We start from the raw sequence: 22,253 nt of genomic DNA, 5'->3' as shown, positions 1-22,253 counted from the left end.
GTTTAATCCGTAATATTCAGATGACCATTTGACTGCCACTTTTTTGTCTCTTGCCCAGGATACCTTTGCTCAAAGTTAGCCTGGGTCCCCTGCTGATTTGGCTTATAGGTTGGTGGTCTATACTGCCTTAAGCCATCCTGACTAACTAGAGTTTTCCCGTCGCTAGCAATTTTATATCCAGCACCGACCCAAGCTTTTCCCATAACATCAGCTTGCTCTCTCGTACCTGAACCGATACCGAAGTTACCTTTACCTTTTGCCGCCTCACGGAGCTGTCCGCTTAATTTAGCCCAGTCACTAGCAGTGCTTGCACCTACGGAACCTTTACCCAGAAGCATCATACCCGCTGTCATCTGAAGCTCAGTCAACAACGTTGCCCGCTCTTTCAGGGACAATGGCCGTCCAGCCTGCTGATCAAGCCAACTGGTCTCTTTGACCCACTGATCAGCACTCGCCAGCTCGCTTGGCGTCAACCAGCCTTCGGAGAGATTCTTCGCATAGGCCATTTGCTTATCTGAGGTGAACAGCGCTCCCCAACCATCGATGCCTTGTGAGGGAACCGCAATGGACCCTGGATTCCCAGTGAGGAGTCCGGCCATATCGTAGGAAATATTACGCCGCAGGAAATCCATCAAATCCTTGGCCACCGGTGCTTCCAGTGAAACCGCACTTTTCTGGATCGACTCTACACAAGCCCTGCTGTCACAGGCATTGATGGCCATTGAACGCTGGGTGGACAAGTCTTCGTATTGCGCAACAATCTCGCGAATGTTCTGCGCACTGCAGCCCTCAGTGGCCCGACAACCCTGAAGCTCTTTGAGTAGCCGTTCAGCAGAAGGGTGGTCGAGGTTGTTGTATTGCGTTGCGTTTGCCGTCACTGCAGCGGCGGATGACGCATCGCCCCCCGTAACGGCCGCCGTCAACACGCCGACCAGTTGAGAGGCCGCCAGCAGCTTATTAATTCCTTGTTGGTACTCGAGGCTATTTCTGTCGACCCCTACCGGTAACAACTTGTCAGCCAGGAAGTCCACAACCGCTTCATTCACCCCCGCAGCCAGAGCCCCTGTACGGAAGTCCCCCCCCATGGCCTCAGCCATCAGGCCGCCGAGAGCGGCGTGCATCGCGAGTTTCGTCAATTTGCCGTTTTCAAACAGGGTTACATCACCGATCTTGCTGGCCCCGAGTGCCCCGCCAATACTGATCCCGGCTCCCAACGTTGCGTCGACCAGATTATCCGTCAGGCTACCGCCCATAATTGCCGTTTTAGCCACCGTATCGGCTGCGACCTTAATCGCCACGGCCTTGGCACCGGCCGCATCGAACGTCAACTCTGTAGGGTTAAAGCCGAACTGTGCAGCTATGCCTGCGGTGACACCTGCGAGCACATAACCTTTGAGGTTCTCAGAAGAGAAGACGTCTTTGAAAGCTGCTCCCACATTGCCTTTGTTGTTGATCGTGCTGACTGCCGCTGTGCTCGCCATGGAGGTCAAAACGGCGGAGGCGGCGATGTTGCCGATCCCTGCCGCCGCGGTACCCACAGCCGTTCCCGCCGACACCATTGCCGTACTGCCCGCCGCTGCCATTGCAGTACCGGAGCCGGCACCGGCACCTGCTGCGGCACCTACCGCAGCGCTTGCAGCCCCGGCCGTCAACACGGTGACAATGATAATGATCGCCAACATCGCGCCCTGACCGAGGCTCGAACTGCTGTATTTGAACGACTCGTGGGTTTCCTTGATCAGACGCCAGTCCACATCACCGCGCTTCTCAGCGTCTTTGAGCCACGCGAGTTGTGGATCCGCCTGGACCATTGCATCAATGGTCTGGCTAACCGATTTCTGGTTAATCTGTTTGATATCGATGTTCAGGCCATCAACCGCCTTGATCACCAATTGCCCCTGAGCCACCAATTGACTTTGCCGCAGGGTTTCATCGGTATTGCCTTTGCCCGATATTGAGTTCCAGGACAGGCTGGTATCACTTTTCTCGTGGCTCTCCTGATGCAGGTCCTTCACGCCTTCAAACGTGATGGCCCCGCCACTGCTAATGATCAAGTCGTTGCCGCTGTCGAGCTTGGCAACCTGGTAATGTTGATCGCCGCCGCTGACGAGCATCATGTTGCCGCCGGAGGTGATTTCGCTGCCGATGTTTTTCACATCGGTGACTTCATCACGCTTGGTGTACTTCGAGCCGAAGGAGCCTTTTTTCTTTTTGTCGTATAGCGAGTAGTCAGTGTCTTGCGCCGCGAGGATGTCGAGTCTGTCGCCCGCTACCAGGTACGCTTCGTCGCCTGCGGTGATGCGGCTGGAGACCACGGCGAGATTATCACCGGCACTCAACGCCACATCGCCGCCCGCCGTGATACCCGACATGACCTGGCTGACGTGATCTTCCTGCACGGTGAGTTTTTTGCTCTTGGACAGGGAGTGTTCCTCATCCGCCGCAGAGCTGATGATCAGGTTTTCGGTCGCCGTCATGGCGATGTCGCGCTTGGCATCGACCTGGCTGGCGATGACGCTGATATCGCGGCCCGCCTGGGCCGTCAGGTCACGTCCCGCGCTGATGCTGGCCCCCAGTTGGGTGATGTCGCTGCTGTTGTGTTTACTGTCGCGGACCACGCTGTTGATGACCTGCGCCGAGGACACGTTGAGGTCCCGTTCGGCATTCAGATCCATGTCACGGCCGCTTTGCAGTACACCACCAATATTGTTGATGTCCTGCCCCGCCGATACACTGAGATCATTGGCGGCTTCGATGCGCGCGGCACTGTCAGCGAAATCGTGATGTTGCGTACTAAAGCGAGTGTTGTTGTCTTGTGAAGTAATGGTGCGCTCGTTGAGCACGTCCCCCATGATCGCGTTCACGTTCACGTCACGACCGGCAAGGATGCCACCCGACTTGTTGATGACGTCATTACCCGCCAGCACATCCAGACGGTTACCCGCCTGAATCAGCCCGCTGTTGACCAAGTCCTTGCCCGCCGTCGCCGACAGGTTATTGGTGGCGCGCAACGTACCGACGTTATCGAGGTTCTGACCGGCGATCAGCGTTACGTCCTTACCTGCAATCAGCGCCCCGGTCGGGCCGAGGCGGCCTTCGGCTTGTGCCAGATACAGCACCGGCACCAGGACTTTTTCGCCGTTCACTTCATGCTCTTCGAGCCAGACGATGTCGTGGGTCAGCGCCGCGACTTGTTGCGAGGTCAGGCTGACACCCATCGACAGATTGAGTGCGTCCTTGCTGGCGATGGCGTTGTTCATCAGGTACTTGAACAGGCCTTCGTCGGTGGTCTGGCCGTCGATGTAGCGTTGGCCGGTGCGAGCGACGACTGCTTGCTGGATCAGGCGCTGTTCGTAGAGGCCGTCACCCAGGCGTTTCGCGCTGGTGTCCGGGTCGTAGCCGAGGTTGCTCAGCAGGTAATCCGAACTCATGAACTGCTTGAGGTTGGTGAGTACCGGATTGGTTTCGATCAGGTATTTGTGGCCGTTGGCCGGCGCTTTCACGTCCGGCAGGCCGGTGACGCGAGTCACAGGAAGAATGCTGATCGTCGACCTGGTGTCGTTGCCGAGCCCGCCTCTGCGAGGAGTGACCGACGTCACGGAAGCGTCGACTGTGCTGGCGACGTCCGTTGCCACCGTTGGTAGATGTCCGACGGGGATTACGGCGTGATCACTGCTGGAGAGGACCGCCGGGGTGTCTACCAGCAAGATGCGCGGGCCACCGCTGCTAGCGGCGACCACGTGTCCCTGGGTGCTGACGTTTTCACCACCCACCGTCCAACCCGGCGGATTCAGTGTGCCTGCAAGCGGCGTCAGGTCACTCGTGTCCTGAGTGCTCAGACGAAACAGGCCGTTCTCCCCGGTGGGAAGGCTAAAGCCCGGCAATGTCAGCGGGTTGACTTGCTGCTGGGCCAGGTCCGGTGGAAGTTGGCTGTTAAGTGTGACGACCGTGGTTTTACCTGCTCCTGAAGCCGTGGTTGTGGCGCTACGCGATGAGTTTGATAGGCCAGCGGAGAACGGGCGCTCGACGCCGTTGGTGATTGTGTTTGTTGCGGAAATGGATACGTTGCCGCCGGCCTGGATGATCGCGGGCACCAAGTTGTCGGATGAAGTAGATGAGACAACTATTTGATTGAACGGGGTTGAGTTTTCTATGAAATCAGGCAACTCCATACGGGTGCCGGTCGAATATTGAGAGTCTGTAAACTTTATTTCTGTACGGACCCTTTCCGCAAGCATGCCAATATTTATAACAACCGGACCGAACCGTTGATAATATTCTGTTTCAAACGGCTTGGCTGCGTCCCGACTTATTTGTGTATAGGTAGTCGACTCGACGCCTGACGCATTCCAAAAATGCATACCACCATTATAATCGGCATCATTATATATATTGTATTTTACAAGCTCAGCCATATCATTATAACTAGGCCTGTCATATGAGAAATACTCCCTACTGACATAATCACCTAAAGCAGAACCCGAATTTTCAAAATTGCTCACGGAAATATCTATATTTCCTGCAGCAGCAACCGTTGAGTTTGAATTTAAAAATGAGCCACCTCTAACAGTCAAATTCCCAGAAGAACTCAACGAAGCCGCATTGGAAGTGCTATCTCCCGAAACCGATACCCGATATTTCTGTTCATACACGTAATACGAGGCGGGTTGCCGCTCGACCCCGTAACCAGGAAGCGAATCACAGCTATAGCAACCAAACCCTATCGCCGAAGAATACAACTCAGCCTCGGTCTTGAAATCCCCACGCTTATTAATAATCGAATCCGCATTAATAGAGAAATCCTGCCCACTTTCCATGGTTCCGGAATCATTCTCCATCAACGCTGATCGCCCACCCAGATCATTGAGTGCTATATCAATATTACCCAAACCATAAACATCAGACTTACGGTTGGTAAAACGCCCCACCCGCAATTTCATATCGGCGCCGCTGAACAAAAATCCGCCCTGGTCGTTCCGCAATGTCGAAGCCGTCACTTTCAGCCCATCGGCACCGGCCACCGTCCCGTAGTTATTGACGGTGGCAGCATTGATATTCAACGCACCGGCCGATGTCAGCCGCCCATAGTTGTTCAGGCTGGTCAGGCCACCACGCCCACCAATGGTTGTGGTTCCGCCACCGGCAATACTTGCCACGCCGTTCAAGTCGATCGTAGCGGCATCCACCGCCATGTCGCCCAAGCTGGAGACCCGCCCATTCCCGCTATAGCGCCCGGTCAACTGCAAACTCAACCCGCCATCACTGGCAATCAACCCATCATTGGTCCAATTCACGCCCCGACCTTCGAGGTGGTCCGAAGCCAACAGTTGCCCGCTCGCGGTTTGCACGAAATTGTTGACGTTAACTTTCAACCGCCCCGCCTGAATCACACTGCTGTTAGTCCAGCTGTCGGCGTTCAACGTCAGCCCGCCACGCGTCACCAGCGAACCGCCGGCATTCATGACGTTACCCGTCGAAATGTCGAACTCGCCAACACCGACATGAGTCACGGTACCGCCAGCGTTCAAGAAGCTTGGCGTCGCGAGGGTCAGGTCAGTGTTGGCCGTTTCCAGCAAACCATTGCGGTTATCGAACAGGCTGCCGATCTGGAAGTTGGTTTTCCCGGTGACACCCAGCGCACGCAATTTGCCAGTCTGGTTATCGAGACTGGCGGCTTTGACCGTCAGCGTGGTATTGCTTTCAACGATACCGGAGCGGTTGTTCAGGGCCCCGCTGAGGCTGAGGTCGATGCGGTTACCAGCAATCCGACCGTCGCTGTTGTCCAGACTGGAGCCAGTTACACCGGCCAGCCCCTTGGCGTAGAGCACGCCATTGCGGTTGTCGAACGCGGCGGTGGTGATGCTCGCGTCAGCGGCTTGCGCCGAGATCCGTCCGCCGTTGTTGTCCAGACCGGCCAGTGCCGACAGTGTCAGGCCCTGGGCTTGAATGATCCCGCCCTGGCGGCTGTTGTTGAGGTCGTAGCCGTTGCGCAACACGCCGACCGTTCGCGCTTCAAGGGCGCCTTTGATGCTCGACAGCACGCCACCGCGGTTGTCGATGTTGGCGGCTTTGACGGTCGCGACACCGTTCTGGGCAATGACTTTGCCGCTCTGGTTATCGAGGTCGCCGCTGACGTCGAGGGTCAGGCCGTTCTGGCTCTGGATCGCGCCTTTGCCGTTGGCCAGGCTGGCGGCTTGCACGTTCAGGCCGGCGTTCTGGCTGTAGATCAAGCCGTTGGCGTCGTTGCGTACCGCGCCGCTGGCGGTGATCTGCAAGGCGTCCCTGGCGGCGAGGGTGCCGTTGTTGCTGTTGTCCAGCGAGCCGGTCAGGAGGGTCAGCGTGCTTTGGCTGGCGAGTTGACCGTTCTGGTTAGCGAGGTCGGTAACGCCCGTGATCAGCACAGGGCCGGCGCCGACCAGTTTGCCGCTGGTGTTGGTCAATGCACCGAGCAGATCCAGCGTCACCGCGCCATTGCCGGCGATGCTCCCGGCCGTGTTATCCAGGCCGGTGGCCGTGACGTTGATCGCCTGTTGCGCGTTGATCGTACCGCCCGCGTTGGTCAATGCGCCGGCGGTGATGTCCAGTGCGGCGCCGCTGTCGATCAGGCCGCCCTGATTGTTGTTGAGGGCCTCGCTCAGGGTCAGGGTCTGCCCCGCCGCGCTGCTGAGAATGCCTTTGTTACTGTTGTCCAAACTCTTTGATTTGACGCTCAGGCTGCCCTTGCTAACCAATGCCCCGGCATCGCTGTTGAGCAAGGCGCCCTTGAGGTCCACGGCCACATCACCGTTGCTGCTCGAGAGTGTGCCGCTGTCGCGGTTATCGAGGCTGTCGCCGTTGACGGTCAGGCCCTGCAAGCCGGAGATCAGTCCCTTCTGGTTGTCCAGAGTGGTGCCGTTGACCGTCAGTAACTGACTGCTGATCAGTTTGCCAGCGCTGTTATCCACGGCGCGGGCAATCACATCGAAACCGAGGTTGCTGGAGATTTCGCCGCTCTGGTTGTTGAGATCGCGCAGGTGCTTGAGGGTCAGTGGTCCCTTGGCCGTGAGCAGGCCGTTGCGATTGTCCAGGTCGCCGTTGGCCAGTTCCACGGTGACGGCTTTTTCGCCGAGCAGGCGGCCACCGTCCTGGGTCAGGGACGTCAGGGTCAGGTCGATATCGCCCTTGGCCGAGACTTCGCCATCGTTGCTGGAGTCCAGGTTGGTGGCCGTCAGGGTCAGCTTGCCCTGGCTGTTGATCAACCCGCTATCGCGGTTGTTCAGCGCCATGGCGTTGAGGATGACGGCGCTGGCGCCGAGCACCGTGCCGCTCTGGTTATTGAATTCGGCGCTACCGACTTTGAGCAGTTGAGCCGCGTTGATCAGGCCCTTGGCATCGTTGCGCAACAAACCATCGACGGTCAGTTCGAGATCGCCGCGGCTGGTCAGGCTGCCGCCGCTGTTGTTCAGGCTGGCGGCGCGCACGTCGAGGGACGCAGCGCCGATCAGGCCTTTGACGTTGTCCAGCGCGTTGGCGATGCGCAGGGTCAGGCCCTGATTGCTCAGCAATTTGCCGTTGCTGTTGTCCAGGCTTTGCGCGGTCAGCGTGAAGGCTTCGGCGCTGGAGATTTCACCGCCCTGGTTGTTTACGCCCTTGAGTTGTTTGAGCAGCAAGGCACCGGGAGCATTGATCAGACCGTTCTGGTTATTCAGTTGGCCGTTGTTCAGGTCCAGGCTGAGGCGGGTGTTGCTGAACAGTTTGCCGCCCTGCTGATCCAGCCCGGTGACCGAAGCGGTCAAGGCGCCTTGGCTGCCGATACGGCCGTCGTCCTGGTTGGTGACCTGGCCCGCGACGAGGTTCAGGGTACTGGCGCTGTTGAGGCGGCCGCCTTGGCTGTTATCGAATGCGCCGGTGGTGACCGTCAGCGCGCCTTTGCCGCTGATGATGCCCTGCTGGCGGTTGTCAAGACTGGCACTGGTGAGGGTGAGCGCGCCATCGGTGACCACTGCGCCGCCCTGGTTGCTGACGCTGCCGTCGCTGGTGAGCGTCAAATTCGCTGCGCTGGAAAGGCTGCCCTCAGTGTTGGTCAGCTGCGTGGTTTTGACGGTCAACGCACCTTCGCTGCTGGCCTGGCCCTGGCTGTTGTCGAAGGCGCCGGTCAGGTTCAAGTGCATGTTTTGCACGCTGAGCAGATGACCGCCGCTGTTATCCAGCAAACGCCCTTGCAGGTTCAGCGCGGTGGTGGCGCTGAGCAGGCCTTGGTTGCGGTTGAGCAACTGGTCCACGGTGAGGGTCAGCGCCTGACCGGTGAAAACCTGACCGCCATCGCTGTTGTCGAGTTTTGTGCCGGTGACCGACAAGTCGGCGTTGGTGCTGATTTCACCCCCTTGGTTATCGAGGTCATCGACCGTCAGGGTCATGGCGCTGGTGGAACCGAGCAGGCCTTTTTGGCGGTTGTCGAGGGTGTCGGCGGTCAGCTTGAGCACACCGGTGGTGATCAATTGGCCTTTCTGGTTGTCCAGGGTTTTGACCTGAACGGTGGCGTCGGCCTTGCCGGCAATATCGCCGCCACGGTTGTCCAGGGTGTCGGCGGTGAGCAGCAGTTCACCGTCGGCGATGACCGCACCTTGCTGGTTATCCAGTGTGTTGTCGGTGGTGAGTTCCAGCCGGTCGTGGCTGCTGATCAAGCCTTCGCTGTTGTTGAGGCTGTCGCTGTGGCTATCCAGGGACGCGGCGGAAATCACACCTTTGAGGTTGTTCAGGGCTTGCGCGATGCGCAGGGTCAGGCCCTGATTGCTCAGCAATTTGCCGTTGCTGTTGTCCAGGCTCTGAGCGGCGAGTGTGAAGGCTTGGGCGCTGGAGATTTCACCGTGCTGGTTGTTGACGTCCTTGAGGTTTTTCAACACCAGCAACGGCGCGTTGATCAGACCGTTCTGGTTGTTCAGTTGGCCGTTGTTCAGGTCCAGGCTCAGGCTGGTTTGGCTGAACAGTTCACCGCCCTGTTGATCGAGCCCGGTGACCGAAGCGGTCAACGCTTGCTGGCTGGCAATTCGCCCGGCGGCGTTGTTGACCTGCTTGGCGATGAGCTCCAGGGTGGTGCCGCTGATGAGACGACCGCCCTGGCTGTTATCAACGTTGCCGCTGATGACCTGGGTGGCCTCTTTACCGGATATCAGGCCTTTCTGGCTGTTATCCAGGCTGGCACTGTCAAGGATCAAGGTGTTGTCGGTGCTGATCGAGCCGCCCAGATTGAGCAAGGCGCCACGACTGGTCACGGACAACGCACCGGCACTGCCCAGGCTGCCGGCGCTGTTGTCGAGGCTGGCCGCGTCGACGGTCAACGTTCCTTCACTGCTGATCAGCCCCTGACCATTGAGCAAGGCATCGTCGAGGGTGATCACCAAACCATTGAGGCTGTCGAAGGTGCCGCCGGTATTATCCAGCGTGGTGCCAGTCAGCGTCGTTGCGCCTTTGGCGACGATCAGGCCTTTATTCTGGTTGATCAGGTTGGCAACGACCATTTCCAGATCGGTCGCGGCCAGCACTTTCCCGCCATCGCTGTTGTCCAGGCGCTGACCTTTGATGTTCAGCAACAGGCTGCTGGAGAGCTCGCCTGCACGGTTGTCGATGTCGTCGACTTTCAGCGTCAGCGCTTTAGTGGTGCCGACCAGGCCGCCATTGCGGTTATCGAGGGTCGTGCCGGTCAGGCTCAGATTGCCTTGGGCGACCAATGCCCCGCCTTGTTGTTGCAACAGGCCAATGGTGGCGGTGAGGTCACTTTGGCTGGAGATCCGCCCCGCCGCGTTTTGCACTTCATCGGCGTTGAGGGTGACCGGGCCGATGGCACTGAGCAAGCCGCCACTGTTGTCCAGGCGAGTACCGTCATAGGCGATACCGGCCTTGCCGCTGATCAAGCCTTTGTCGCGGCTGTCCAGTTGGCCAATCTGCAGTTTCAAATGTTTGTCGGCCTGGATCACCCCGCCGCGGTTATCGGCAGAATGGCTGCTGACGGTCAGCGTATCTTTCCCGCTGACTTTGCCACCCCGATTGTCGAGGCTGCCGGCGCGCACATCGATGGCGCCCTTGGCGCTGATTTCACCCGCGTTCTGGTTATCCAGCACACCGCTGATGCGCGCGGTGAGGCTGCCGTCGCTGACCACCACACCGGCGTCGCGGTTGTCGAGGCTGGCGGCTTTGAGATCCACGCTCTTGCCCGAACCCAATACACCGTCGCGGTTATCCAGGGCGCCGCTGAGGTCAATGTTCAACCCCAGGTCGCCCAGGACCTGGCCACTGCGGTTGTTCAGTGCGGTTGCGTCAAGCCGAGTGATGCCGGCACTGGAAATCTCACCGTTGTTGTTGAGCACCTGATTGGCCGTCACGTTCAGCGCACCGCTGCTCAAGACCCGGCCGTTGTTCTGGTTATCCAGGGTTGCGGCGGTGATGTTGGCGGTTTGCCCGGCGCTCAGCGTGCCGTTCTGGTTGCCCAGGGTCTGGCGGGTATTGACCGTCAGGTTGCGGCTGGCGACCACACTCTTGCCGGTGTTGGTGAGGTTCTGCGCGCTCAGGCTCACATCGCCGTTGGTGTTGCGGCTGGTGTCGGCGTTGACCCCGGCTTCGATGATGCCGTTGTTGCTCAGCACACCACCGGCCGTCAGGGTGATGCTGTCCCGGGCGGCGAGGGTTTGCTGGTTGGTCAGGTTGCCCTGGGTTTGCACGTTCATCGAAGTGCCGGCGTAGACCGGGCCGCGTGCATCGAGGCTGGCCGCTTTGACGTTGACCGAGCCCGTGGCCGACGCCTGCACGAGGCTGAGATGTCCGTTGGCATCGAGCTGGATATCGCCACCACTGGCGATCAGTTTGCCGTCGAGTTTCACCCCGACCCCGGCTTCGGTGCCCACCAGTTTGATCGCCCCGGCGTACATGCCGCCGAGGGCCGAACTGTCGATGGCCAACCCCGGTTTGCCGCTGCCGTCATCGGCGCGGGCGGTGGCGTTGAGGCTGTCGGCGTTGACGTCGTTGCGACCGGCGACGATGGTCAGGTTCTTCGCTTGAATCTCGGCGTTGATCTTCGCGCTACGGGTGATGATTTCGAAGCGGTCGACGTTGCTGGCGTTGAGCCCGGCACCGTCGATGGCAACGCTGCCCTGATCGACCTGGAAGCGATCCAGACGACCGTTGTCCAACACCGGTTTGCCGGTGGTCAACGTCACGCGTGGGGTGTTGATGAAACCGCAGCCATTGCAGCTGATGCCGTAGGGGTTGGCCACAATGACCCGCGCCGACTGCCCCGCCACTTCGGTGTAACCGCGCAACTGGCTCGGACTGCCGCCGACCACTTCGTTGAGGATGGTTTGTGCCGCGACCCGGTTGGTCAGGTTGGGGTTGCCGACGATGATCCCGCCCAGTTGCGTCGCGCCGGTCTGGTTGGCAACGTTGTTGAGGATCACGCCCTGGGTGCCGACGTTGTAATCATGGAATTGGTTATGCGACAGCCCCGTGCCGTTGGGCGTGGCGATGTTGACGATCGGCACACCATTGCCGGCCTGCCCGAGGCTGGTGCCCGGCGAGGCCACCACAATTCCGTCGGCCTGGGCCCACATCGGCTGCCAGAACATGACGTTGGCCAACAGGAACGCCAACCCGCGCTTGGGCATGCCCCAGAAGTGCTCGCGGTTTTTGACCGCAGCAGAAGGCTGGCCGGCGAGGAAGGCGTAGTGGCGAACGTCCATGTCAAAAAGTCTCGTTGCGAACGGCAAGAATGGAATGAGCAATTCAAAGGCACAGCCGTCCCGACACGGCAGACGCAGGGGCGTTTGCAGAGCGAATACGTCATAAGGGGAGACTTGCGCGCTTGGGTCAGAAGGTCCAAAGCGTGGCGTAAACAACCATCACATCAGCATACGGATGGTCTGTTCGATCCCTCGAAACGGCAAAGTGATATCAATTTGATGGCGCGATGTTAAGTTGCCATCATTCTGACGTCAATAAGCCGTTCTGGATGTTTTTGGCGAACGCTCTAGCGCGCAGGTTTGGGTCCATTGCCTGAACTTTCTGGATCGAGGAACCCTCAACTCAATAACGTCGTGGACATTGATCAATGAGGCCCCACTCATGAAAACCACCCTGCTGAAACTCTTCTTCGCCGCCACCCTCGCCTGCGCCCTCCCCGTTTGGGCCTGCCCTCCCGAGGAAGCCACCATCAAGCGCGAACAATTGGCCAAGGAAGTCGCCAAGATCACTGAGCAGAACCCGGCCAAGGCCAAGGAGATCAATGACGAGTTGCAGAAAATGGACCTGGAGACGGCCAGCAAGGATTTGCCGGACAAGTGCCAGTTGATCGATCAGCGTCTCAAGGAGTTGCAATCAGCAGAGAAAAAAGCCGAGAGCTAAACGGCAAGATCAAAAGATCGCAATTGCCGAGCAGCCGAAGGCTGCGATCTTTTTTTACGGAATAAATAACCCGGACGCTGTCCGGGTTTTTATTGGATCGCTACCGCGCCTTATTCAGCAGCCGGCGCTTCTGGCTTGCGGCGCTTGAGCGGGGCCATGCCGTCCTTGCTGACCAGCGACAGGGCGTCGGTCTTCGGGCGGTTGGCGATCTTGCGCTTGGTCGGGGCCTTGGCGCCGGTTTTCTTCTTGTCGCCCTTGGCGTCGACCTTTTTCTTCTTCACGCCAACGGCTTTGCCCGAGGCCTTGACCTTTTTCGGTCCGCCGTAGGTGCCTTTGACTTCTTTGATGGTACGGCGCTCGAAGCTCTGCTTGAGGTAGCGCTCGATGCTCGACATCAGGTTCCAGTCGCCGTGGCAGATCAGCGAGATGGCCAGGCCATCGTTGCCGGCGCGGCCGGTGCGACCGATACGGTGAACGTATTCGTCGCCGCTGCGCGGCATGTCGAAGTTGATCACCAGGTCCAGGCCGTCCACGTCCAGGCCGCGAGCGGCGACGTCGGTGGCCACGAGGATCTTCACGCCGCCCTGCTTCAGACGGTCGATGGCCAGTTTGCGGTCTTTCTGGTCTTTGTCACCGTGCAGCACGAACGCTTTGTATTCCTGCGCCACCAGACGGCCGTAAATACGGTCGGCCATGGCCCGGGTGTTGGTGAACACGATGGCCTTCTGGTAGGTCTCGTTGGCCAGCAGCCAGTTGACGATCTGTTCTTTGTGCTGGTTGTGGTCAGCGGTGATGATCTGCTGACGAGTGGTGGCGTTCAGATCGCTGACGTTGTTCAGCTGCAAGTGCTCAGGGTTGTTCAGGACCTTGGCGACCATCTCGCGCAGGCCCGAGCCGCCAGTGGTGGCGGAGAACAGCATGGTCTGCTGACGGTTGGTGCACTCTTCCACCAGACGCTGCACGTCTTCGGCAAAGCCCATGTCGAGCATGCGGTCGGCTTCGTCGAGCACCAGCACTTCGACTTCTTTGAGGTCGAGGTTGCCGGCGTTCAGTTGCTCGATCATCCGGCCCGGCGTACCGATCAGGATGTCCGGCACCTTGCGCAGCATGGCGGCCTGGACCTTGAAGTCTTCACCGCCGGTGATCAGGCCGGACTTGATGAACGTGAACTGAGCGAAGCGCTCGACTTCCTTGATGGTCTGCTGGGCCAGTTCGCGGGTCGGCAGCAGGATCAGGGTCTTGATGCTGACGCGGACTTTGGCCGGGCCGATCAGACGGTTGAGGATTGGCAAAACGAAAGCCGCGGTTTTGCCGCTGCCGGTTTGCGCTGTCACCCGCAGGTCACGCCCCTGGAGCGCCAGCGGAATAGCCGCTGCTTGCACAGGCGTTGGCTCGACAAATTTAAGCTCGGCCACGGCTTTGAGCAGGCGTTCGTGCAGGGCGAATTGGGAAAACACGGGTGCTACCTCGAAGAAATACAAAAAAACAGCTGCATAGGGTAACGGTTTCGAGCGCGAAGGCCGAGTTTCTTTATACAAACGGCTGCAAACAGTGGTTTTTTTGTTGCCTGATTTGTCACCAAACGTCATCGGCAACGTCTTAAATGCTCTAATCGCCCCGTCGCATCCTACAGAAGAACCGTTTTCCCCCATGGATATCAAACAGCTCTGGCTCAACGCCCAAGACCTCTGGGGTGCCCTCGATCAGCACCCGTTCCTGCATTCCACGCTCGCGCTGATGTTACTGCTGGTGGTGGCGCTGGTGCTCGGACGAGTGGCGCGCTACCTCATTCTTCATGCGACCAAAATGCTCGGCCGCCAGCCGGCGTTGCACTGGATCAACGACTTTCGCCACAACAAGGTGTTTCATCGCCTGGCGCAGATGACGCCATCGCTGGTGATTCAGTTCGGCCTGCACCTGGTGCCGGAGTTGAGCAAGACCAGCCTGAACTTCCTCGGCAACGTGGCGCTGGCGTTCACCATTCTGTTCCTGGTGCTGGCCGTCAGCGCATTGCTCAATGCCCTGCTGGACATCTATGCCCGCACCGAACACGCCCGCACCCGCTCGATCAAGGGTTACGTGCAACTGGCGAAAATGGTGTTGTTCGTGTTTGGCGCGATCATCATCGTCGCCACGCTGATCGACCGTTCGCCACTGTTGCTGCTGTCGGGCCTGGGCGCCATGTCGGCGGTGATTCTGTTGGTCTACAAAGACACCCTGCTGTCGTTCGTCGCCAGCGTGCAACTGACCAGCAACGACATGCTGCGGGTCGGCGACTGGATCGAAATGCCGCAAGTCGGTGCCGACGGTGACGTGGTGGACATCACCTTGCACACGGTCAAGGTGCAGAATTTCGACAAGACGATTGTGTCGATCCCGACCTGGCGCCTGATGTCCGAGTCGTTCAAGAACTGGCGCGGCATGCAGCAGTCCGGTGGACGCCGGATCAAGCGCAGCCTGTTCATCGACGCCAGCGGCGTGCGGTTTATTCGCGATGATGAAGAGCAAAAACTGTCCCAGGTGCATCTGCTGACCGACTACATGAGCCGCAAGACAGCCGAACTCAAGGCCTGGAACGAAGCCCAGGGCAACGTCGCGGCAATGGCAGCCAACCGTCGGCGGATGACCAACATCGGCACCTTCCGCGCCTATGCGCTGGCGTATTTGAAGAGCCATCCGGAGGTTCAGCCGAACATGACCTGCATGGTTCGCCAGATGCAAACCACCGCCCAAGGCATCCCGCTGGAAATCTACTGCTTCACCCGCACCACCGTGTGGGCCGATTACGAGCGGATTCAGGGGGATATTTTCGATTACCTGCTGGCGGTGCTGCCGGAGTTTGGCTTGAGCCTTTATCAGCAGCCAAGCGGTGGTGATCTGCGGTCCGGGTTGCTCCCGGCGGTGTTGGGCGCGAGCCACATTCCCGAGCCCGAAAAACACGTCATGTAACCCCCGCAAATCAAATGTGGGAGCGAGCCTGCTCGCGATGGCGGCGTGTCAGTCAACATTGATTTGTCTGAACCACCGCTATCGCGAGCAGGCTCGCTCCCACAGGTTCAGTGTGCGACTGCTGGTTGGCGTACACCCAACCGACTGATCCACACCGCCATCAGAATCACCATCGCGCCAAACAACAACCGCCCCAACTCCTCATGCTGATTCCAGATCAGCAAATTGATCAGCAACCCCACCGGCACATGCAAATTGTTCATCACCGCCAACGTCCCGCCGTTCACCAGGCACGCGCCTTTATTCCACCAGTACAACCCCAATGCAGTCGAGACCAGGCCGAGGAACAGCAGCACGCCCCATTGCAGCGGTGCTTCGGGCAGGAAGTTTTGTTTGCCGAACAGCAGAAACGCTGGCAATGCCACCGCCAACGCGCCCAGGTAGAAATAGCCGAAACGCCGGTAATGCGGCAGATCACTCGGATGGCGGGCCACCAGATGTTTGTAGAGCACCTGCCCGGCGGCGTAGGTGAAGTTGGCCAGTTGCAGCAGCAAAAAGCCCATGAAGAAATCCGGGTTGACCCGGTCATAGCGAATCACCGCCGCACCCGCCACCGCCACCAGCGCAGCAATCAAGGCCCACGGATTGAAGCGCCGGTTCAGCGCGTCTTCGATCAGGGTCACGTGCAGCGGCGTGAGGATGGTGAACAGCAACACTTCCGGCACCGTCAGCACCCGGAAGCTCAGATACAAACAAACGTAAGTCACCCCAAACTGCAACGCGCCGATCAGCAACATCCCACGCATGAACGCCGGCTCGACCTGACGCCAGCGCGTCAGCGGAATGAACACCAGCCCCGCCAGCAGCACCCGCACCAACACCGCGAAGTAACTGTCGACATGCCCGGCGAGGTATTCGCCGATCAAGCTGAAGGAAAACGCCTGGATCAGCGTGACAAAAAGTAGATAGCCCATGGTCGCCTCATTTCGAATGGCGGCGACGATAGCGTTTTTTGCCTTTCATCGCGAACAGTCAGGCCACACACAAATCCCCTGTGGGAGCGAGCCTGCTCGCGATGACGGCGTTACATTCAACATTGATGTTGGCTGACACATCGCTATCGCGAGCAGGCTCGCTCCCACAGGTTTATGTTGCGCTCAGCAAATCCCAGGCAAAAAAAAGCCCGATCTCGCTAATGCGTTCAATCGGGCTAGAGCACTCAGGAGCAACAAGTGCAAAGGGAGGTTCGATGCGCGTACAGGCTTGAAGGGTTGCGCCAGGTCACTAGACCACCCAGCGATTATCTGGCGATTAACGTGTCAGGCGACCTGGGAAAGCTTGGCGTTGGCCTGGTTCAAGCCCTTTTCCTGGAAGTCACCGCCCAGGTTCATGCCTTCGGCGTGAATGAACGTTACGTCGTGGATGCCGATGAAGCCCATGACCTGACGCAGGTAGGGTTCCTGGTGATCCGCGGTGCTGCCGGCGTAAATCCCGCCGCGAGCGGTCAGCACATAGGCGCGCTTGCCGTTGAGCAAACCTTGCGGGCCGGTTTCGGTGTACTTGAAGGTCACGCCAGCCCGCAACACGTGGTCGAGCCAGGCTTTGAGGGTGCTCGGAATGGCGAAGTTGTACATGGGAGCTGCCATCACCAGCACGTCGGCGGCCAGCAGTTCGTCGGTCAGCAGGTTGGAACGTTCCAGGGAAGCCTGTTCGATCTCATTGCGTTGTTCGGCAGGTTTCATCCAGCCGCCCAGCAAGTTGATGTCCAGGTGCGGCACCGGTGTGGTGGCCAGGTCTCGGACGGTGATCTGATCAGCCGGGTGTGCAGCTTTCCATTGGCTGATGAAGGTCTGGGTCAGCTGGCGGGAAACCGAGTCTTGCTGACGGGCGCTGCTTTCGATGATCAGAACGCGGGACATGGGATGTAGCCTCCATCTGAGAATGCTGTAGGTCGATGGAGTGAAGGTTAAACAGAGTCATATCGATGAAAAAGCGCAAATAACTGCTACAAAGCATCGATAAATTCGTTTATAAGCAGAGCATGCCCTGTACCTGTGGGAGCGGGCTGTGGCAAGGGGGCTTGCCCCCGTTTGAGTGCATAGCACTCACAAGATTTTTGGTATATCAGATTTTTGGGCTGCTTCGCAGCCCAACGGGGGCAAGCCCCCTCGCCACAGGCCGCTCCCACAGGGGTGGGATCTATTTAGACGAGCAACTCAGGTTGATACGCATCTTGATAATGGTCCGGTTGAACTTGGCGGTAGCATTTTTGTGTTTTCCGGCGGCCACTTCGATGTTGCGGGTCCGGGGCGCTTCCGGGCCATTGTTGAAAACTACCTTACAGATCGCATCGGTGGTGCCGTAGTTGTTCACCTGAATCGAGGCGATATCGGCATCTGTGTCGAATGCGTTGTAATCGATGCTCAAGCCGTTCAGCTCTTTCTGTACATCGATCGGATACGCAAACGCCGTCAGCGGCAGCAGCGCCAGCACCACACAACAGAATTTTTTCATTCGGCAGTCTCCAATAAGGACTGCCAGCTTAGGACAAGAGGAGCTCAACATGAAAGCGCCCCGCGTGACCCTTGATCAATGGCGAACGTTACAGGCCGTGGTCGATCACGGCGGTTTCGCCCAGGCCGCCGAAGCGCTGCACCGTTCGCAATCGTCGGTCAGCTACACCGTAGCGCGCATGCAGGACCAGCTCGGCGTGCCGCTGTTACGCATCGACGGCCGCAAAGCGGTGCTCACCGAAGCCGGCGGCGTACTGCTGCGCCGTTCCCGGCAATTGGTGAAACAGGCCAGCCAACTGGAAGACCTGGCCCATCACATGGAACAAGGCTGGGAAGCAGAAGTGCGGCTGGTGGTCGATGCCGCCTACCCCAGCGCCCGCCTCGTCCGCGCCTTGACCGCGTTCATGCCACAAAGCCGCGGCTGCCGGGTGCGCCTGCGCGAAGAGGTGTTGTCGGGGGTCGAGGAAGTGCTGCTCGAAGGCGTGGCCGATCTGGCCATTACCGGTTTCAGCATTCCCGGGTATCTGGGCGCGGAATTGAGCGACGTCGAGTTCGTCGCGGTCGCCCACCCCGAGCATGCCCTGCATCGGCTGAACCGCGAACTGAGCTTCCAGGACCTGGAAAGCCAGATGCAAGTGGTGATCCGCGACTCCGGCCGCCAGCAACCGCGCGACGTCGGCTGGCTGGGTGCCGAACAGCGCTGGACCGTCGGCAGCCTGGCCACCGCCGCGACCTTCGTCAGCAGCGGCCTGGGTTTCGCCTGGCTGCCCCGGCACATGATCGAGCGCGAACTCAAGGAAGGTACGCTCAAAGTGCTACCGTTGGATCAGGGCGGCAGCCGCAACCCCAGCTTCTATCTGTATTCGAACAAGGACAAACCCTTGGGCCCGGCCACGCAGATTCTCATCGAACTGCTGCGCACCTTTGATACCGCGCCGCTGGATGCGCCCTTCGCCGCCCCCGAACAAGCCTGACACGGAGTGTACCCATGGCCTATTTCGAACATGAAGGTTGTAACCTGCACTATGAGGAATATGGCCACGGCACACCGTTGCTGCTGGTTCACGGGTTGGGTTCCAGCACCCTGGACTGGGAAATGCAGATCCCGGCGCTCTCGGCCCACCACCGGGTGATCGTCCCGGATGTGCGCGGCCACGGGCGCTCCGACAAGCCCCGCGAGCGTTACAGCATCGCCGGGTTCAGCGCCGACCTGATCGCGCTGATCGAGCACTTGAACCTCGGCCCTGCACATCTTGTGGGACTTTCGATGGGCGGCATGATCGCCTTTCAACTGGCGGTGGACCAGCCACAACTGCTCAAGAGCCTGTGCATCGTCAACAGCGCGCCCGAGGTCAAACGGCGCAGCCGCAACGACGACTGGCAGTGGTTCAAACGCTGGAGCCTGATGCGCGTGCTGAGCATGGGCACCATCGGCAAGGCCTTGGGCGCCAAACTGTTCCCCAAGCCGGAACAAGCTTCGTTACGACAAAAAATTGCTGCGCGCTGGGCAAAAAACGACAAACATGCTTATCTCGCCAGCTTCGATGCCATTGTTGGCTGGGGGGTTCAGGAACGACTTTCCAGGGTGTCCTGTCCAACCCTCATCGTCAGTGCCGACCGTGACTACACCCCGGTCGCGCTGAAAGAAACCTATGTAAAACTGCTGCCCGATGCGCGGCTGGTGGTGATCGCCGATTCGCGCCACGCCACCCCGCTGGATCAACCCGAACGCTTCAACCAAACGCTGCTCGAGTTTCTCACCGCAGTCGACACCACCAATCAGGATCACTGACCCATGCTGAAAAAAATCGCCCTCGTCGCCGGCTCCGTTCTGTTTGCCGCCAACCTGATGGCCGCCACGCCGGCGCCGCACGTGTTGCTGGAAACCACCAATGGCCAGATCGAAATCGAACTGGACCCGGTCAAGGCGCCCATCAGTACCAAGAACTTCCTTGAGTACGTCGACAGCGGCTTCTACAACAACACGATTTTTCACCGTGTAATTCCTGGATTCATGGTCCAGGGCGGTGGTTTCACTCAACAAATGCAGCAAAAAGAAACCAAGGCGCCGATCAAGAACGAATCCAAAAACGGTCTGCATAATGTGCGTGGCACGCTGTCCATGGCCCGTACTTCCGTGCCGGACTCGGCCACCAGCCAGTTCTTCATCAACGTCAAAGACAACGACTTCCTGGACCAGGGCGACGGCTATGCCGTGTTCGGTAAAGTCGTTAAAGGGATGGACATCGTCGATATCATCGTCAACTCCCAGACCACCACCAAAAGCGGCATGAAAGACGTGCCGGCCGATCCTGTCTTCATCAAGTCGGCCAAGCGCATCGACTAATCTGCACAGGAGTGCTTGAGCGGCTGCCGGTATCCGGTACCGCTCATATCGTTTAAAGGAGAGCCCGTGCGCGGGCGGAGAACTGATGCTTTATCGCCGTTTCGAAAAACTGATCGACATTTTCCGCGACGCCCCGACGGCGGCTCCACCGAGCCGGGTTCTATCCTTCTATACCTATTACCTGAAGCAAGTCTGGCCGATCTTCGCCGTTTTGTTGGTCGTCGGCCTGTTTGGCGCCCTGATCGAAGTGGCGTTGTTCAGTTACCTGAGTCGCATCATCGACTTGACCCAGGGCACACCCAACGTCGATTTCTTCAAGATCCACGGCGTGGAATTGGCCTGGATGGCGGCGGTAGCGCTGATCTTGCGGCCGCTGTTCCTCGCCCTGCATGACATGCTGGTGCACCAGACCCTGAGCCCCGGCATGACCAGCCTGATCCGCTGGCAGAACCACAGTTACGTGCTCAAACAGAGCCTGAATTTTTTCCAGAACGACTTCGCCGGGCGCATCGCCCAACGCATCATGCAGACCGGCAATTCCCTGCGCGACTCTGCCGTACAAGCGGTGGATGCGCTGTGGCACGTGCTGATCTATGCGATCAGCTCACTGGTGCTGTTCGCCGAAGCCGACTGGCGCCTGATGATCCCGCTGCTGATCTGGATCGCCGCCTACATCGGCGCGCTCTGCTACTTCGTGCCGCGGGTGAAGGAACGTTCGGTGGTGTCCTCCGATGCGCGTTCCAAACTCATGGGGCGAATCGTCGACGGCTACACCAACATCACCACCCTCAAGCTGTTCGCCCACACCAACTTCGAACAGCAGTACGCCCGTGAAGCCATCGAAGACCAGACCGAAAAGGCTCAACTGGCCGGTCGCGTGGTCACCAGCATGGACGTGGTCATCACCAGCATGAACGGCCTGCTGATCGTCGGCACCACCGGGCTGGCCCTGTGGCTGTGGACGCAGTCGCTGATCACGGTGGGCGCAATTGCCTTGGCCACCGGGCTGGTGATCCGCATCGTCAACATGTCCGGCTGGATCATGTGGGTGGTCAACGGCATCTTCGAAAACATCGGCATGGTGCAAGATGGTTTGCAGACCATCGCTCAACCCGTCAGCGTCACCGACCGCGAACAGGCAAAACCCTTGGCGGTGGCCCGTGGCGAGGTGCGTTTCGAGCACGTCGATTTCCACTACGGCAAGAAGAGCGGGATCATCGGCGGCCTCAACCTGACCATCAAACCCGGTGAAAAAATCGGCTTGATCGGCCCGTCCGGTGCCGGCAAATCGACGCTGGTCAACCTGCTGCTGCGCCTGTATGACGTGCAAGGCGGGCGGATCCTCATCGACGGCCAGAACATTGCCGAAGTCGGCCAGGAAAGCCTGCGTGAACGCATCGGCATGATCACCCAGGACACCTCGTTACTGCACCGCTCGATCCGCGATAACTTGCTGTATGGCAAACCCGACGCCACCGACGCAGAACTCTGGGAAGCGGCGCACAAGGCCCGCGCCGACGAGTTCATCCCGCTGCTGTCGGACGCCGAAGGCCGCACCGGTTTCGATGCGCATGTCGGAGAACGCGGAGTGAAACTCTCCGGTGGCCAGCGTCAGCGGATTGCCATCGCCCGGGTGCTACTCAAGGACGCGCCGATCCTGATCATGGACGAAGCCACCTCGGCGCTGGACTCGGAAGTCGAAGCCGCGATCCAGGAAAGCCTCGAAACCTTGATGCAGGGCAAAACCGTGATCGCCATCGCCCACCGCCTCTCGACCATCGCCCGGATGGACCGGCTGGTGGTGCTGGAAAACGGCAAGATCGCCGAAACCGGCAGCCACGCCGAACTGCTGGCCCATGGCGGCTTGTATGCGCGGTTGTGGCAGCACCAGACCGGCGGGTTTGTCGGGATCGATTGAGCCTTGCGATCAACACCGACCCTGTGGGAGCGGGCTTGCTCGCGAAAGCGGACTTTCAGTCAACATCATTGTTGAATGTTAAACCGCCTTCGCGAGCAAGCCCGCTTACACCTTTGATCGACGATATCCGAAAGATTTCGTCCAACACAAAACAGCC

The 22,253-nt window shown here is 59.1% G+C and carries 11 protein-coding genes; 6 read left to right on the top strand and 5 right to left on the bottom strand.

All coding sequences use genetic code 11. The features are described from left to right. Positions 1-2 precede the first annotated feature (2 nt). Positions 3-11,708 (bottom strand): two-partner secretion domain-containing protein, encoded by an 11,706-nt coding sequence (locus tag ACA044_RS07370; RefSeq protein WP_497445777.1) that lies wholly within the window; start codon positions 11,706-11,708, stop codon positions 3-5. A gap of 382 nt (positions 11,709-12,090) precedes the next feature. On the opposite strand from ACA044_RS07370, the gene ACA044_RS07365 reads away from it, so the two are divergent. Next, positions 12,091-12,369: a hypothetical protein gene (locus tag ACA044_RS07365; protein ID WP_497445776.1), complete on the top strand. Its 279-nt coding sequence runs from the start codon at positions 12,091-12,093 to the stop codon at positions 12,367-12,369. A 110-nt stretch (positions 12,370-12,479) separates the two neighbouring features. On the opposite strand, the gene ACA044_RS07360 is transcribed toward ACA044_RS07365, so the two are convergent. Beyond that, positions 12,480-13,826 (bottom strand): DEAD/DEAH box helicase, encoded by a 1,347-nt coding sequence (locus tag ACA044_RS07360; RefSeq protein ID WP_223484381.1) that lies wholly within the window; start codon positions 13,824-13,826, stop codon positions 12,480-12,482. Positions 13,827-14,019: 193 nt separating this feature from the next. On the opposite strand from ACA044_RS07360, the gene ACA044_RS07355 reads away from it, so the two are divergent. Beyond that, positions 14,020-15,318 carry a mechanosensitive ion channel family protein gene (locus tag ACA044_RS07355; protein ID WP_497445775.1) on the top strand — a complete coding sequence of 433 codons (1,299 nt, stop codon included), beginning with the start codon at positions 14,020-14,022 and terminating at the stop codon, positions 15,316-15,318. 107 nt (positions 15,319-15,425) lie between these two features. Here the strand turns inward: ACA044_RS07355 and ACA044_RS07350 are convergent, their stop codons facing one another. The 3 genes from ACA044_RS07350 to ACA044_RS07340 form a co-directional block, all read right to left on the bottom strand. Then, the gene (locus ACA044_RS07350) at positions 15,426-16,292 is read right to left on the bottom strand and encodes a carboxylate/amino acid/amine transporter (RefSeq protein ID WP_497445774.1); all 867 of its coding nucleotides are present in this window, start codon (positions 16,290-16,292) and stop codon (positions 15,426-15,428) included. Between the two features lie 345 nt (positions 16,293-16,637). After that, positions 16,638-17,237 (bottom strand): FMN-dependent NADH-azoreductase, encoded by a 600-nt coding sequence (locus ACA044_RS07345; RefSeq protein ID WP_497445773.1) that lies wholly within the window; start codon positions 17,235-17,237, stop codon positions 16,638-16,640. A 280-nt stretch (positions 17,238-17,517) separates the two neighbouring features. Continuing rightward, a complete protein-coding gene (locus ACA044_RS07340) occupies positions 17,518-17,832 on the bottom strand; it encodes a 3-phosphoglycerate kinase (RefSeq protein WP_497445772.1) in 315 nt (104 codons plus the stop codon). A 49-nt stretch (positions 17,833-17,881) separates the two neighbouring features. On the opposite strand from ACA044_RS07340, the gene ACA044_RS07335 reads away from it, so the two are divergent. The 4 genes from ACA044_RS07335 (at position 17,882) to ACA044_RS07320 (ending at position 22,096) form a co-directional block, all read left to right on the top strand. After that, positions 17,882-18,805: a PA3225 family LysR-type transcriptional regulator gene (locus ACA044_RS07335; RefSeq protein WP_497445771.1), complete on the top strand. Its 924-nt coding sequence runs from the start codon at positions 17,882-17,884 to the stop codon at positions 18,803-18,805. A gap of 14 nt (positions 18,806-18,819) precedes the next feature. Then, a complete protein-coding gene (locus ACA044_RS07330; protein WP_497445770.1) occupies positions 18,820-19,623 on the top strand; it encodes an alpha/beta fold hydrolase in 804 nt (267 codons plus the stop codon). Positions 19,624-19,626: 3 nt separating this feature from the next. Beyond that, complete coding sequence (locus tag ACA044_RS07325; RefSeq protein WP_497445769.1) at positions 19,627-20,178, top strand: peptidylprolyl isomerase; 552 nt, start codon at positions 19,627-19,629, stop codon at positions 20,176-20,178. Between the two features lie 85 nt (positions 20,179-20,263). Next, entirely contained in the window at positions 20,264-22,096 is a 1,833-nt protein-coding gene (locus ACA044_RS07320; RefSeq protein WP_497445768.1) for an ABC transporter ATP-binding protein, read from the top strand. Positions 22,097-22,253: the final 157 nt, after the last annotated feature.

The sequence above is a fragment of the Pseudomonas sp. LBUM1673 genome (genome assembly GCF_059695645.1).
The sequence above is the reverse complement of the archived record's forward strand: the minus strand, read 5'-3'. Positions and strand labels throughout refer to the sequence as shown.

Coding starts and splice junctions, on each gene's coding strand:
- ACA044_RS07370 (WP_497445777.1), bottom strand. CDS start 11,708: ATGGACGTTCGCCACTACGCCTTCCTCGCCGGCCAGCCTTCTGCTGCG.
- ACA044_RS07365 (WP_497445776.1), top strand. CDS start 12,091: ATGAAAACCACCCTGCTGAAACTCTTCTTCGCCGCCACCCTCGCCTGC.
- ACA044_RS07355 (WP_497445775.1), top strand. CDS start 14,020: ATGGATATCAAACAGCTCTGGCTCAACGCCCAAGACCTCTGGGGTGCC.
- ACA044_RS07350 (WP_497445774.1), bottom strand. CDS start 16,292: ATGGGCTATCTACTTTTTGTCACGCTGATCCAGGCGTTTTCCTTCAGC.
- ACA044_RS07345 (WP_497445773.1), bottom strand. CDS start 17,237: ATGTCCCGCGTTCTGATCATCGAAAGCAGCGCCCGTCAGCAAGACTCG.
- ACA044_RS07340 (WP_497445772.1), bottom strand. CDS start 17,832: ATGAAAAAATTCTGTTGTGTGGTGCTGGCGCTGCTGCCGCTGACGGCG.
- ACA044_RS07335 (WP_497445771.1), top strand. CDS start 17,882: ATGAAAGCGCCCCGCGTGACCCTTGATCAATGGCGAACGTTACAGGCC.
- ACA044_RS07330 (WP_497445770.1), top strand. CDS start 18,820: ATGGCCTATTTCGAACATGAAGGTTGTAACCTGCACTATGAGGAATAT.
- ACA044_RS07325 (WP_497445769.1), top strand. CDS start 19,627: ATGCTGAAAAAAATCGCCCTCGTCGCCGGCTCCGTTCTGTTTGCCGCC.
- ACA044_RS07320 (WP_497445768.1), top strand. CDS start 20,264: ATGCTTTATCGCCGTTTCGAAAAACTGATCGACATTTTCCGCGACGCC.